Raw genomic sequence first — 13,700 nt, forward strand, 5'->3', positions numbered from 1 at the left:
GTTTGGTGAACCTTACCTCTATGAAAACCAAACGAATTACGATTACTTCCCTAGCCCCGGGTGCAATGGCACGCAGTAAAATGGAACACGGGAACGGCGTATAGCAATCAAAACCAAGCCATTCGCTCCAGAAGAAAATAAAAAAAGCCAATCGTAAAAGATTGACTTGTAGCGGTTTGTGTTTTGTATTATCCGTGGATGGTTTCTTTTTTGCCGTATTTGGCAATTACCGTGGCTTCGTATTCCAGCCATTCTTTCCAGCGTTTGTCCACGTCTGTTCTTTCGGAATATTGTTTGGCAAATTTTAAAAAAGTGGTGTAATGTCCTGCTTCACTGGCCATCAAATCGTGGTAGAATTTAGCCAATTCCGGATCTTTTATGTTTTGGGACAGTACACGAAAACGCTCACAACTGCGGGCTTCAATCATAGCGGCGAAAAGTAAACGCTCGATTAATGCATCATTTCGGCTGCCGTCTTTTCGGCAAAATTTCGCTAAATCACTTACATAGTCGTCTTTGCGTTCCCGTCCTAGTGTTAACCCTCGCTCTTTAATGAGGTCGATAACCATTTTGAAATGCTCCATTTCTTCGATGGCAATGTTGGTCATTTCGGCAACCAAATCGTGTTTTTCAGAGTTGTTCACAATGATGTAAATAGCATTAGAAGCCGCTTTTTGTTCACACCAGGCGTGATCGGTTAATATTTCTTCTATATTGGATTCTACGATATTCACCCATCTTGGGTCTGTTGCTAATTTTAGACCTAACATTTTGTAAAAATTTGTACAAAAATAACTCCTTTTTTGGATTTATCGGCCGATGCTGCCTATTTTTGAGGATGCAAAATCCAAAACTATTAATCATCAGTTCGGTGTGGGTAGAGCCCCAATCGTCTGCAGCGGGCAGCAGAATGCTTCAGTTGATTCGCTTTTTCCAATCGGAAGGCTATGAAGTAGTATATGCAAGTACCGCTTCGGCGTCAGAATTTGCTTTTGATTTGAAAAAAATAGATGTAGCATCTCATATAGTCTTGTTAAACGACAGTAGTTTTGATGCTTTTGTTAAGGGATTACAGCCCGATGCGGTGTTGTTCGACCGTTTTATGGTTGAAGAACAGTTCGGATCGAGAGTCTCTGCCCATTGTCCGGATGCCGTTAAGATTTTGGATACCGAAGATCTGCATTGTCTGCGCGACGTCCGTAAAAATGCCTATAAAAAAGGACTTGCTTTTCAAATGGATATGCTTTTTTCAGAAGTAGCCAAACGTGAAATAGCCAGTATTTTCCGTTGTGATCTGACCCTGATGATTTCTGAGTTTGAGATTATGCTGTTGGAAGATTTTTTCCGGGTTGATAAGTCGTTATTACACTATCTACCTATTTTAATTGATCAGAAGGCTATTGCTGAATTTGATAAAAGGGCATCTTTCGCCAAACGGAAAGACTTTGTCTTCATCGGGAACTTTCTGCACGAACCGAACTGGAATTGCGTTCAGGTGTTGAAAACGGAAATCTGGCCGGAACTGAGAAAGCGTCTTCCTGAAGCCAAGATGCAGATTTATGGCGCTTATCCTTCTCAAAAAGTACTGCAGTTGCACAATCCGGCGGAACATTTTTTTATCAACGGGCGGGCCGAAAGTGCAGATGAAGTCATCGAACAATCCCGTGTTTTGCTGGCTCCGATTCGCTTTGGTGCCGGAATTAAAGGAAAACTGTTGGAGGCAATGGTTTGCGGAACGCCTTCGGTAACCACTTCCATTGGAGCGGAAGCCATGCCTGGGAATTTGCCGTGGAACGGTTTTATTTGCGATGATAATGAAGGTTTTGTAAACGCGGCGGCGGTATTGTATTCCGACGAAATGCTTTGGTCTGAAGCGCAGCAAAAAGGTATTGAAATTGTCAGCCAACGGTTTTCGGAGGATTTGTTTTTACCGGACTTAAGGAGTAAAATCGAAACGCTGAGAGACAATCTCACGGCACACCGCCAAAAGAATTTCATCGGAGCCATGTTGCAGCATCATACAATGCAAAGTACCTATTACATGTCGAAATGGATTGAAGAAAAAAATAAAAAAGGCGTTTAGGTGTTGATCTCCAAATCGCTGATGTAATCCTGATATTCGTAAAAGAAACGCTCAAACGCATCCATGTTTTCGTGGAAAAAGTCGAAAATTTCTTCCCAAGTGGCTCTGTTGTATAAGCTGATGCCGGTTTTTTCCACCCAAATGCGGCTGTTGCAGTGGCCGGTTTCCAGATAGAAATTGCGTTCGAAAATGGCTTCGGGAATAAACTCTTCGAGCAGGATGGTTTTCAGCGATTCTATTTTTTCGTAGTAAATCTTCCTTTTCTCGTCGTCACGGCTTTCAATATCGATCAAAACCTGTGCTTTTTTGTTGTCGATGTAAAACTTAAAAGAAAAATCTTTTATTTTGGTGTCATACAACAACCATTTTCTCGGATACGCTTCGGCGAAAGCGGTCCAGAATTCTTTTTTTATTTGTTGTGCTTCTTCTTTGCTGAACATAATAAATGAGGTAAAACTTTGTCAAAGTTAATTTTAGCGGTAACTTTATAGCTACGTTTTGTAAAAATAGTACACTAAAAATGGATTTTCAGGACTTTTTAAAATATCTTCCAAAAATAGAAAAAGAAAAGTTACTTTCTGTGGAAGCGCATATGAAAATGGCGCCTCTGGAGCGGATTTCTTCGTTGTCCTCCAAAGACTATCTCGACAAGAATCCCAAAAAAGCTGCGGTAATGATGCTTTTGTATCCGAGAAACAATCAAGTACATCTGGCTTTAATCGTCCGAAATTCCTATCCCGGTATTCATGCTTCTCAAATTGCATTTCCGGGCGGTAAAGTCGAACCGACCGATATCAACTTAGAACATACAGCCTTACGGGAAACCCATGAAGAAATCGGGGTAAAGCCGGAGATTGTGAATGTTATAAAACCGTTTAGTGAGCTGTATATTCCGCCCAGTAATTTTTTAGTGTCCCCGTTTTTGGGAATTGTTTATGAAGAAATTGCCTTTGTTCCCAGTCCTTATGAAGTAAAACGTGTGTTAGAATTACCTCTAAAAGATTTATTGGACGACAGAATTATCACCCAAGTTGTAATGTCGACTTCCTATGCCAAAAACATCAGCGTTCCGGTTTTTAATGTGGATAAATATGTGGTTTGGGGCGCCACGGCAATGATGATGAGCGAACTGAAAGAAACCATAAGAAAAGTGCTCGAAATAAATTAATTGATTACATTTGCACCTCTTTTTTTAGAACTTAATCTGCTGAAATTATGGGATTGTTTAAAAGAAATCCTTTTGGTCACATACTTTTTATTAAAACCTGGCTGATTCGCATATTCGGCGCTTTAACGCACAGACGTTACCGTGGTTTTAATCAATTACAGATAGACGGTTCCGAAATCATTCGCGCCTTACCGGATAAAAACGTATTGTTCATTTCCAACCATCAAACCTATTTTGCCGATGTGGTAGCGATGTTTCACGTGTTCAACGCCAGTCTGAAAGGCCGCGAAGACAACATCAGAAATATCGGTTATTTGTGGAAGCCCAAGCTTAATATTTATTACGTGGCCGCCAAAGAAACGATGCAGTCGGGACTTTTACCGAGAATTTTAGCTTACGTTGGAGCCATTACGGTGGAAAGAACCTGGAGAAGCGGTGGAAAAGACGTAGCAGAACACGAACGCAAAGAAGTGAACTTTAACGACACCGAGAACATAAAAATTGCCTTGTCTGACGGTTGGGTAATTACGTTTCCTCAGGGCACAACCAAATCGTTTAAACCGGTCCGTAAGGGAACGGCCCACATCATCAAACAACACAAACCTATTGTGGTTCCGATTGTTATTGATGGATTCCGACGTTCGTTCGACCGTAAAGGATTGCGTTTAAAGAAAAAAGGAATCCTCCAGTCGTTTATTATTAAAGAACCTTTGCAGATTGATTACGACAATGAAACGATTGAAGAAATCGTTGAAAAAATTGAATACGCCATCGAACAGCATCCTTCGTTTTTGAAAGTAATCCCACAAGAGGAAATTGAAGAAATGAAAGAACTGGACAGACAGCGCCAGTGGAATTATTAAATAAAAAAGCGGCCTAAACCGCTTTTTTTATAGATCTATTTTTTTCAGTTCTTCATAATTTTTGTGCAGCCTGCGCAGTAAAAACCCGTAAATCAGTCGGTAAAACAGCCAGAAAAGCCCGAAAATCACCACAAAGAAGATAAATGTAAACCCGATCAGTACAATCCAGAACAGCGTATTTCCATCCGTACTTGATGATCTGGCCACGATTTCATTAATGCGGTTGTCGTATTTAAACGTAGCAATCATGATGGTAATGAAAGTAAGACCAATCATGCCCAGATTGTACCAGATGTAATACTGAACCGTTTTTCGCGTTCTCAGAATATTTTTCATCAGCGATTTTACATTGTCGGTTGTATTAATGTTTCTGAAATTCTTGTAAAACAAAAAGATGAAAACTGCGATAACACCATAATTTACCGCGGTAAAAATATTCATTAAGGAGCTGATATGATAATGCTCTAACGTTTTAAGGTAACTTTCATCGGCCGTTAAAGTACTGATAGCCGTCCAAAGCATGATTTCCAATACACTGATAATGAATATCCATTTCACAACAGAAGACGACTTTTTGTGCAGCATCGCATAAATCTCCTGCTCCGAAACTTTCGGATACTGGCTTTCGTTTTTCTTCCAGTCTTTTTTTAATAAATCTAACTCGTCCATATTTCCTGCTCCTTACGGATTTACTATTTTCTTTAATTTTCCTTTGATTCGGTTCATTTTTACCCTTGCATTTACCTCGCTGATTCCCAGTGTTTCGGCAATTTCCGTGTAATCTTTGTCTTCCAGGTACATGAAAACCAGCGCTTTTTCGATATCGTTTAACTGATGAACCGCTTTGTACAACAGTTTAATCTGTTCTTCCTCTTCGTAATTGTATTCGTCGTGGCTGAATTTGTGAATCTTACCGTCAAACTCAATGGTACTTACGGATTTCGTCTTTTTCCGGTATAGCGTAATGGCAGTGTTCAGCGCCACGCGATACGCCCAGGTGGTAAATTTCGCTTCCCCGCGAAACTGCGGAAACGCTTTCCAGAGCTGAATGGTAATCTCCTGAAACAAATCCTTATGCGCATCCTCATCAGACGTATACAACCTACAAATCTTGTGGATAATATTCTGATGCTCCTGCAATTGCGAAACAAAGGACTGCTCTAAACTCGAATTCATAAACGATTAGTGTTATAACTTCACAGAATGTTACAAATTGCAACTTTTTATTTTTTGAAGCAACACTTTTGGGGCTTTTTTAGCGGTAATTCCCGCTGTCCGCTTTACGAGGTACCGCTCCCATCGGGGCTAAGGGAAAACTTTTGGCATTTTTTAAACTTTTGGGGAGACGTGAAAAGGGAGACGTGAAAAGTAAAAAGTAAAAAGTAAAAAGGGAAAAGGGAAAAGGGAAAAGGGAAAAGGGAAAAGGTTGGCTTAGCGATCTTGTTTTGTTGCGCTGTTTTTTCCGCTCTTTTTCGTACCTTAGCAATTCAGGAACTTAGTAACTCAGCTACTTAAAAAATGAATATTCCCCGCTCCAGTTTTCCGCGCATCGTTATCATAGGCGGTGGTTTTGCCGGAATCAGTTTAGCCAAAAAACTTAAGAATAAAAATGTACAGGTGGTTTTGTTGGATAAACACAATTACCATACGTTTCAGCCGTTGTTATACCAAGTGGCTACCGGAGGTCTGGAAGCTGGTTCCATTGCCTATCCCATCCGGAAAGTAGTGCAGGAATATCAGGATTTTTACTTCCGTTTGGCCAATGTAAAGGAAATCGACACGGTCCATCAAAAAGTGCTGGCCGACATTGGCGATTTGCATTACGATTATCTGGTGATTGCCACGGGTTCCAAAACCAATTATTTCGGGAACAAAGACATCGAAAATTACAGCATGGCGATGAAAACCATTCCGCAGTCGCTCAACATCCGCAGTTTAATTCTCGAAAATTTTGAACAGGCCACCTTAACCAACGACATAGCCGAACGCGACGCCTTAATGAATTTCGTAATCGTAGGCGGTGGCCCAACCGGAGTGGAATTAGCCGGTGCACTGGCCGAAATGAAAAAAGCCATTCTTCCCAAAGACTATCCGGATTTAGACATCCGTAAAATGGGCATCCATTTAGTGCAGGGCAGCGACAGGCTATTAGATGCCATGTCTCCGAAATCCTCCGAAAGTGCCGAGAAATTCCTGCACAGTTTGGGTGTAAGCATCTGGAAAAACGTACGCGTAACCAATTACGACGGTCGTACCGTCACCACAGGTTCCGATTTGACTTTTGAAACCGCTACCGTAATCTGGGCTGCGGGTGTAAAAGGCGCCGCCATCAACGGAATTCAGGCAGAAGCGTTAATACCGCGAGCGGATCGTTTCAAAGTAAACGAATACAATCAGGTTTTGGGTTACGATAACATTTTTGCGGTGGGTGATGTCGCTTCCATGATATCCGAAAAATATCCGTACGGCCATCCGATGATGGCACAACCCGCCATTCAACAGGGTAATTTACTGGCAGAAAACCTTGTCAAAAAAATCAAGAATAAGCCGATGAAAGCCTTCGAATACAACGATAAAGGTTCCATGGCCACTATCGGAAGAAACAAAGCCGTAGTCGATTTGCCGAAAATGCATTTCCACGGGGTTTTTGCCTGGTTCGTTTGGATGTTTGTGCACCTTTTTTCCTTAATCGGCTTCAAAAACAAAGCGGTGGTTTTGATGAACTGGGTGTACAATTATATCAAGTTCGACAGGGAAGGCCGATTGATTATTCGTCCGTACAAAAAGAAAAACATTCAGAGTTTTACCACGGATGAGATTTAAGGAAAAAGACGAAAGTCAAATGTCGAAATGGATAAGGAATGAGTCTAGTGTGTAAAGAGATGAGAAGTTGCTTTTCCCTTTTCCCTTTTCCCTTTTCCCTTTTCCCTTTTCTTCAACCCTTACAACTCTTTCCCCTTATAATAATTCACCATCAGATTTACAAATTTGCTGTAGCTTTCCAAACCGTCTTTCTGCTGGTTTACCATTAAGAATTTATCGTAAAACTGATGAAAAATAACATCGATAAACGTTTGATGGCTGTCCCAGAAATCCTGTGTTTCCTTGAAGTTTTTCAGAATTCCCGTGTGAATTAAAGGCAATAGCTCTTTGGTAGAATCCTCTTGGAAGTTTTCCAGATTGCCTAAACAATACCGCAACGCATACGAATAACCGCAATACTTGAAATACAAATCATCGTTGTGAATCGTCGCCATAAACCCGACAAAATTCGCTTCACTTTCCGAACCAATCCCGATTTGATGCGACATTTCATGCGCTGTAGTTACCACAAAATTGTGCTTCGGAACCAGATTGTTCACTTGTGCTTCATTCGTAAACGGGTTCAGATAACCGCCAAACCCCATATATGTCAGAGGTAAACTCAATAAAGAAGGTTTTACGGAATGGTTTTCATAAGTAAGATACGGGAATTTTTTCTGCAGATTATCGTAACCGTTTTGCGTTTTTTTAAAAATTTCGTCCTGCGAATAGGGAAGCGTAACTTTCATCGAATCGTTCTTGACCAGTTGTGAATGAATACTGTTCGTCTTTTCAATCAACTGTTTGGTAAAAATCAGCAAATCCTGTTGTGAATATTCTCTTTCGATATTCAGTTTCTGATACATCGGCACGCGTAAATAATTCAACGCCCAAAATAAGTTGAACAGAAAGTAAAACACCGATGCGAAACCAATCAATGCTAAAAGATTCGATTTCCATTCCGCTTTCCAGGTTTTGCGTTTCTTCCAGAACCATCGAAGTAGAAAGAAAATCGCAATTCCGTATATCACATCGCCTACCGAAAAGGAAATATTGCCTAACGTAATTCTTGAAATCTTCGCTAACACGGGATAGAAACCGTTGCTGTAAAACCGTTCCACTGTTTCCGGAAATAAGGAAAGAATGCGCAAGCCGATAAGTTGTACAACAAGAAACAGCGGTAAAATCAGTTTTCGGTTCATCTGTGAAATTTTGCTAAAGATAAAAAATGTTAATTGAATGTAGGAATGAAAGACTTGTCGTAAATTTGTAAGAGTGAGAAACACTTAAAACCAGTGTGATGAAGAAGTTAGACATGCGGAATAAAGCCATCCTGTTTTGCGACGGGAGCAAATGCGGAAAAGAAAACAAGCACAACCGCAAAGTATTTCGCGGGCTTATTAAGCAAACCGAAATGAAGGGCGAGGTTGAATTAATCAAAATCCATTGTACGGATAATTGTAAATGTGCCCCGGTAATTGGTTTTCAGCCCGATAATGCTTGGTATGGTGAAGTCTCCGAGAAAAAAATCCCGCAACTTTTTGAAGAGCACATTGCGCACGCTAAGCTTTTAAATCACGAATAATTCTTCTGAAATTTCCGTTTCAGCGTTACAAAACTTCGTAACTTTGAAGCTTTGTAAAAAACAACAACAATTTATAACTAAAAAATATGAGTCAGGAAGTCAGAAATCTTGAGCCCAAACAGCTTTGGAATAAATTTGCCGATTTGAATGCCGTGCCGCGTCCGTCCAAAAAAGAAGAGCGCGTCATTGCGTTTATGATGGAGTTCGGTCAGAAATTAGGTCTGGAAACCATCAAAGACGAAGTAGGAAACGTCATCATCAAAAAACCGGCTTCTCCGGGCATGGAAAACCGCAAAACCATTGTGATGCAGTCGCATTTGGATATGGTGCACCAAAAAAACAACGATACTGTTTTTGATTTCGACACGCAAGGGATTGAAATGTACGTAGATGGCGACTGGGTTCGTGCCAAAGGCACTACGCTGGGTGCGGATAACGGTTTAGGAGTAGCCACCATCATGGCAATTTTGGAAAGCAAAGACATCAAACATCCGGCTATCGAAGCCTTATTCACCATTGATGAGGAAACCGGAATGACCGGAGCCATGGGCTTAAAAGGCGGTTTGTTAAACGGGGAAATTCTTTTGAACTTAGATACGGAAGAAGACGACGAAATCGATATCGGTTGTGCAGGAGGTGTAGACGTTACTGCGGTTCGTTCGTATAACGAAGAAGAAGTGCCGGAAGGTTCTGTCGGATACACGATTACGGTAAAAGGCTTAAACGGCGGTCACTCCGGAATGGACATCGACAAAGGTTTAGGAAACGCCAACAAAATCATGAACCGTTTGTTGTTCGACGGCTTTGAAAACTTCGGTTTGCAGATTGCGGAAATCAACGGCGGAAGTTTGCGCAATGCGATTCCACGTGAGAGCGTTGCTAAAGTGATTATTGCCGAAATGTACGATGAGGCTTTCGTGTTCGACATGCAGGAAATTATCAACGATATCAAATTCGAATACAAAACCACGGAGAAAAACCTGATAATTGAAATCGTAAAATCCGAATTGCCGTCCAAAGTAATGGATTTAGGCGTTCAGGAAGGATTGCTTCGTGCGATCTATGCAGCTCATAACGGGGTTTACCGCATGAGCGCCGATATGGAAAATCTGGTGGAAACCTCCAACAACATCGCCCGTGTGATCGTGAAAGACGGTGAAATCTCGATTCAGAATTTAACACGTTCGTCGGTGGAATCGTCTAAATTTGATTTGGCGAATGCCTTGCGTTCTGCTTTTGAATTGTTCGGATGTGAAGTAACCTTTACCGGTTCTTACCCGGGCTGGACACCTAATGTGGAATCGCCGATTTTGGATGTGTTAACATCCATCTACGAAAAACAAAACGGTTCAAAACCACACGTAGTAGCGTGTCACGCCGGTTTGGAGTGCGGTATTTTAGGCACCAATTATCCGGATATGGACATGATTTCCTTCGGCCCGACCATCAAAGGCGCACACAGCCCGGACGAAAGAGCCTCTATTTCATCAGCTCAGAAATACTGGAAATTCGTGTTGGAAATTTTGGAGAACATTCCGATGAAAAACTAATACACATCAGTTTTCAGAATATAAAAAAGGCTTTTCAATTTAGAAAAGCCTTTTTATTTGTAAGATCCGTTACATCGGCGGGTGTTTATTTTTGAATTTTACTCTTCTTTTTATTGCGTCCCCACCAAACCAAAAATCCGGTAATCGGAAGGGAAGCGCATACCAAACTTAAAGTAAACGCCAGAATTTTTCCGGGCAGCCCAAAAATAGCGCCAATATGCGTATCGTAGTTTGCTGCAATCACTTTTTCGCCTAAGTTTTTGTCTTTGTGCTCGTGAACGTGTAAGAGTTCACCGGAGTTTTCATCGAAAATTAAACTGTGGTTGATGTGGTAGGAATGTGATAATTGTTGCACAAATACGGAATAATTCGGGTGTTCGTGATCGTCAAGGTGTGGATGACCGAAATCTAACGAATAGGCATAAGCATCCGGGTAAAGTTCTTCCGCTTTTTTCCCGATTTTGTCGAGTGTGGTTTCGTTGCGCTGCTCGATTGGTGCTTTGGTGGTAATGTGATCGAAATTCGGATAGGATGTATCGCCTCCGGAAAAAACCACATAAATCATCGCCTGAATGAAAAAGAAGGAATAGTACAATCCGGTAATAGCAACAATCAATGCTAAAAAGGAAGCGTAAAACCCTAAAATGTTGTGCAGATCATAATTTCTGCGTTTCCAGGTTTTCACATTTTTCCAGTTGAACCAAAAGCGCTGTTTTCGAGCGGCTTTGTTCTTCGGCCACCACAAAATAATGCCCGATATCAGCATGAAGATGAAAATCAGGGTAGGGATGCCGCAAGCGTAAGCGCCCCATTCCGATCGCAACAAAAAACTGTAATGAATTGATTTGACAATATTGAAAAAGTCACGCGTCTCATCATAAACGCCCAAAACTTTCCCGGTAAACGGATTGACATATACCGATTTGTAAACCACATATTCCTCAAAAAAATTCCAGGCTTTGGGATTGTGCTCGTAATAGTAAAAGATATAACTACGTTTTTTGTCTACAGGAACATTTACCCAATGAACCGGATGCTTTTCCTTAGTGTGTTTGTTTACTTTCTGCTCCAATACTTTAAGCGGTAAAACGGCTTTCTTTTCAGTGTTTTTTTCATGATGATGAATGGCGTCTTTTCTCAGGTAATTGGTTATTTCTGCCTGAAAAGCATAAAGCGCACCGGTTATCGAAATGACGAAGACAAAGAATCCGACCGTTAGTCCAAGCCATAAGTGAAGTTGGCCTATTTTGTGTTTGAATCCCTTTTTTTTGCTCATGAGTAGGTGTGATTACAAATTGTAAAACTCCCCGCCGGAACAGGGAGCTTTTCTAAACTAAACTGAAATAAATTATTAAAAGCGGTAGGTTACTCCTGCAGAAAGATTTCTTAATTTTTGTGGGGTGATGGTCGACCATCCGGAGTAATATTTTTCATTGAGCATATTGTTCAGTTTCAGTGCGATGTTGAATTTGTTGGTGTTGTAAGATAGCGCTGAATTTAAAATCGTATAATCCGGTAAGGCAAAAGAACCGGTTGTCGAGCGGTTAAGCGTTTTGTATTCGCTGGCATGGTTTCCGCCCAGTCCTAATCCTAATCCTTTTAGCGTTCCGTTTTGAAGTGTGTAACTAACCCAAAGGTTGATTAGTGTTTCAGGTCCGGCTTCTTCAGGACGCATCCCCAGATAACCGCCGTCCGGAGTGTCTTTGGTTACTTCACTTTTATTGTTACTGAATCCCGCCACAATATTTAAACCGTCTGCCGGATTTGCGATTAAGCTGAATTCAAAACCTTTGCTTTCCACTTCGCCGCCTTGAATCATGTTGTTGATGTTGTTCGGATCGGTCATTAACCGGTCTTTCACTCGTATGTTGTAATAACTTGCAGTAGCCGAAATCCTGTTTTTATAAAGACTGGTTTTTACCCCGAATTCGAATTGGTTGGCATGTTCCGGATCGAAAGCTTTCATTTGAGGATTTGAACCGTCCACATTGGCAATTTGTTGCGGCGCCACATTAACAAATCCGTTCATATAATTGGCAAAAACAGAAAGATGCTCTTTTACAGGCTGGTATACAATCCCGAATTTCGGAGAGAAAGCCGTTTGTCCTTTGTTTTCTTCGGAATAGGTGTTGGTTCTTCCTTTGAAGTGATCTACCCGTAAACTTGCCATAGCCGATAATTCCGGTAAAATGTTCAGAACATCGGAAACATAAGCGCTGTAAACTTCCGTTTCTGCTTCAGCAATACCGGAATAAGTGCCGGCTAATGCATTATCAACACTTGCCTTTGTCAGCGGAGTGTTAATTACGTTTCCGCTGGCTGGATCTGTCCAAAGATCTGTTCCGTTTACTAAAGAAATTGTTCCAAAGCCTACCCAGCTCGGACTGCCACTGGTAATGGTTTCTTTGAAATAATCCAATCCGGCCACCATGCGGTTTCTTAAATTACCGATTTTAAAATCACCGATGAAATTTTGCTGAATATCAGTCGCATACGTTTCTCCGTTGGCTTTTGAAATATATCTTGTAAATTCATCACCGTTGGCAGCATCCCATAAATAGGAGTAATAGCCGTCTGTTTTACTGTTGCTTCTTGAGAGAACGGTTTGTGATGTCCAGCTTTCCGATAATTTGTAAAACATTTGAGCCTGAAGGTTAAACGTCGGGTTGCTTATGGATAATTCGTTGGAATTGAATGACTTTTTGTAATATTTCTCAAATAGTTCCATTGAGTTGAAAGATAAAGAAGCATAACGACTTAAGAAAATCATGGGAGCGTTTGCGCTTTCATTTTGAGTAAACTCTGTATTGATTAAGAAAGACAATCTGTCGTTTACGGTATAACTCAACGAAGGTGCAATAAAGAATGATTTGTTAAAGCCGGAATCCTGAAAGCTTCCTTCTTTTTGGTATGCTGTTGTTATTCTCAGCAACACATTTTTCTCTTTTGTTAAAGGTGTATTGATGTCTGCCGTTACGCGATCCAAACCGTAAGTTCCTGCTGTATAACCAATTTCACCGCCAAATGTCTTGTAAGGTTTTTTGGTTACAACATTGATCAGGCCTCCGTAAGAAATTAAACTACTCCCGAACAATGTCCCGGAAGGTCCTTTGATTACTTCAATGTTATCGACATTAACCGGATCGATTTTTCCGTTGTTGATACCTGGTAAGCCGTTAATCATTGTAGGCTGTAGGGCAAAACCGCGCATGGAATAGTATTCAGCACCATCCGTTCCGCGACCAGTAGACTCCCAAAGACGGGTTACTCCGGTTGCATTTTTAAGAGCATCGTTAAAATTTGTTACGACCTGTTCTTTAAGAAGTTCCGAAGAAATAGCATTATAAACCTGTGGGTTTTCCAAGTCAGATAGAGGCATTCTGGACACAGTAGTGCTTTTTTCTCTCTTGAATTTGTTGGTATTCCCGTTGACAATAATTTCTTCAAGTTTTTTGATGGAATCGTTTTGGGTTTGTTGCTTTTCTTTTTCCTGGGCACTTAAATGGGCGCCAAAAAGCAGGACGGAAAGGGAGATAAATAGTTTTGTCATTTTTATTTAGAATAAATTAAAAATAATATTTTTTAGCAAAGCTATTTCAGAGAGTGATTGTGTGCAAATTTTATTTAGACTTATTTTAAATAAAATTTG

At 40.9% G+C, this 13,700-nt stretch carries 13 protein-coding genes; 6 read left to right on the top strand and 7 right to left on the bottom strand.

The features are described from left to right. Window positions 1-188 precede the first annotated feature (188 nt). Window positions 189-770, bottom strand: a complete 582-nt coding sequence (gene miaE, locus G498_RS0108680) for a tRNA-(ms[2]io[6]A)-hydroxylase (protein ID WP_026980820.1) — start codon at window positions 768-770, stop codon at window positions 189-191. Between the two features lie 68 nt (window positions 771-838). Here miaE and G498_RS0108685 point away from each other — a divergent pair, with 68 nt between their 5' ends. After that, the gene (locus tag G498_RS0108685; RefSeq protein ID WP_026980821.1) at window positions 839-2,083 is read left to right on the top strand and encodes a glycosyltransferase family 4 protein; all 1,245 of its coding nucleotides are present in this window, start codon (window positions 839-841) and stop codon (window positions 2,081-2,083) included. Here the strand turns inward: G498_RS0108685 and G498_RS0108690 are convergent. After that, complete coding sequence (locus G498_RS0108690; protein ID WP_026980822.1) at window positions 2,080-2,523, bottom strand: DUF4268 domain-containing protein; 444 nt, start codon at window positions 2,521-2,523, stop codon at window positions 2,080-2,082. The genes G498_RS0108685 and G498_RS0108690 overlap by 4 nt on opposite strands. Before the next feature lie 80 nt (window positions 2,524-2,603). Between G498_RS0108690 and G498_RS0108695 the strand changes: the two genes are divergently transcribed. Beyond that, the gene (locus tag G498_RS0108695; protein ID WP_026980823.1) at window positions 2,604-3,251 is read left to right on the top strand and encodes an NUDIX hydrolase; all 648 of its coding nucleotides are present in this window, start codon (window positions 2,604-2,606) and stop codon (window positions 3,249-3,251) included. Window positions 3,252-3,298: 47 nt separating this feature from the next. Further along, window positions 3,299-4,114: a lysophospholipid acyltransferase family protein gene (locus tag G498_RS0108700; RefSeq protein WP_026980824.1), complete on the top strand. Its 816-nt coding sequence runs from the start codon at window positions 3,299-3,301 to the stop codon at window positions 4,112-4,114. A gap of 27 nt (window positions 4,115-4,141) precedes the next feature. Here the strand turns inward: G498_RS0108700 and G498_RS0108705 are convergent, their stop codons facing one another. Together G498_RS0108705 and G498_RS0108710 are read right to left on the bottom strand one after the other, a co-directional pair. Beyond that, on the bottom strand, window positions 4,142-4,783 hold the full coding sequence (locus G498_RS0108705) for a hypothetical protein (RefSeq protein ID WP_026980825.1): 642 nt from the start codon (window positions 4,781-4,783) through the stop codon (window positions 4,142-4,144). Window positions 4,784-4,795: 12 nt separating this feature from the next. Then, window positions 4,796-5,290, bottom strand: coding sequence for an RNA polymerase sigma factor (locus G498_RS0108710; RefSeq protein ID WP_026980826.1), 495 nt, complete (start codon window positions 5,288-5,290; stop codon window positions 4,796-4,798). 342 nt (window positions 5,291-5,632) lie between these two features. Between G498_RS0108710 and G498_RS0108715 the strand changes: the two genes are divergently transcribed. After that, window positions 5,633-6,937, top strand: a complete 1,305-nt coding sequence (locus tag G498_RS0108715) for an NAD(P)/FAD-dependent oxidoreductase (RefSeq protein WP_026980827.1) — start codon at window positions 5,633-5,635, stop codon at window positions 6,935-6,937. Between the two features lie 119 nt (window positions 6,938-7,056). Here the strand turns inward: G498_RS0108715 and G498_RS0108720 are convergent, their stop codons facing one another. Further along, complete coding sequence (locus G498_RS0108720; protein ID WP_026980828.1) at window positions 7,057-8,118, bottom strand: DUF3810 domain-containing protein; 1,062 nt, start codon at window positions 8,116-8,118, stop codon at window positions 7,057-7,059. Window positions 8,119-8,216: 98 nt separating this feature from the next. Between G498_RS0108720 and G498_RS0108725 the strand changes: the two genes are divergently transcribed. Further along, window positions 8,217-8,501 (top strand): (2Fe-2S) ferredoxin domain-containing protein, encoded by a 285-nt coding sequence (locus G498_RS0108725; RefSeq protein ID WP_035744888.1) that lies wholly within the window; start codon window positions 8,217-8,219, stop codon window positions 8,499-8,501. Between the two features lie 86 nt (window positions 8,502-8,587). After that, complete coding sequence (locus tag G498_RS0108730; RefSeq protein WP_026980830.1) at window positions 8,588-10,051, top strand: aminoacyl-histidine dipeptidase; 1,464 nt, start codon at window positions 8,588-8,590, stop codon at window positions 10,049-10,051. Between the two features lie 85 nt (window positions 10,052-10,136). Here the strand turns inward: G498_RS0108730 and G498_RS0108735 are convergent, their stop codons facing one another. Next, window positions 10,137-11,327, bottom strand: a complete 1,191-nt coding sequence (locus G498_RS0108735) for a PepSY-associated TM helix domain-containing protein (RefSeq protein WP_026980831.1) — start codon at window positions 11,325-11,327, stop codon at window positions 10,137-10,139. Window positions 11,328-11,402: 75 nt separating this feature from the next. Further along, window positions 11,403-13,601, bottom strand: a complete 2,199-nt coding sequence (locus G498_RS0108740) for a TonB-dependent siderophore receptor (RefSeq protein WP_026980832.1) — start codon at window positions 13,599-13,601, stop codon at window positions 11,403-11,405. Window positions 13,602-13,700: the final 99 nt, after the last annotated feature.

The organism is Flavobacterium suncheonense GH29-5 = DSM 17707 (assembly GCF_000430025.1).
In the GTDB taxonomy this organism is placed as follows: Bacteria; Bacteroidota; Bacteroidia; order Flavobacteriales; family Flavobacteriaceae; genus Flavobacterium; species Flavobacterium suncheonense.

Bases quoted from the DNA above. Each gene is read 5' to 3' on its own strand.
- miaE (WP_026980820.1), bottom strand. From the start codon at position 770: ATGTTAGGTCTAAAATTAGCAACAGACCCAAGATGGGTGAATATCGTA.
- G498_RS0108685 (WP_026980821.1), top strand. From the start codon at position 839: ATGCAAAATCCAAAACTATTAATCATCAGTTCGGTGTGGGTAGAGCCC.
- G498_RS0108690 (WP_026980822.1), bottom strand. From the start codon at position 2,523: ATGTTCAGCAAAGAAGAAGCACAACAAATAAAAAAAGAATTCTGGACC.
- G498_RS0108695 (WP_026980823.1), top strand. From the start codon at position 2,604: ATGGATTTTCAGGACTTTTTAAAATATCTTCCAAAAATAGAAAAAGAA.
- G498_RS0108700 (WP_026980824.1), top strand. From the start codon at position 3,299: ATGGGATTGTTTAAAAGAAATCCTTTTGGTCACATACTTTTTATTAAA.
- G498_RS0108705 (WP_026980825.1), bottom strand. From the start codon at position 4,783: ATGGACGAGTTAGATTTATTAAAAAAAGACTGGAAGAAAAACGAAAGC.
- G498_RS0108710 (WP_026980826.1), bottom strand. From the start codon at position 5,290: ATGAATTCGAGTTTAGAGCAGTCCTTTGTTTCGCAATTGCAGGAGCAT.
- G498_RS0108715 (WP_026980827.1), top strand. From the start codon at position 5,633: ATGAATATTCCCCGCTCCAGTTTTCCGCGCATCGTTATCATAGGCGGT.
- G498_RS0108720 (WP_026980828.1), bottom strand. From the start codon at position 8,118: ATGAACCGAAAACTGATTTTACCGCTGTTTCTTGTTGTACAACTTATC.
- G498_RS0108725 (WP_035744888.1), top strand. From the start codon at position 8,217: ATGAAGAAGTTAGACATGCGGAATAAAGCCATCCTGTTTTGCGACGGG.
- G498_RS0108730 (WP_026980830.1), top strand. From the start codon at position 8,588: ATGAGTCAGGAAGTCAGAAATCTTGAGCCCAAACAGCTTTGGAATAAA.
- G498_RS0108735 (WP_026980831.1), bottom strand. From the start codon at position 11,327: ATGAGCAAAAAAAAGGGATTCAAACACAAAATAGGCCAACTTCACTTA.
- G498_RS0108740 (WP_026980832.1), bottom strand. From the start codon at position 13,601: ATGACAAAACTATTTATCTCCCTTTCCGTCCTGCTTTTTGGCGCCCAT.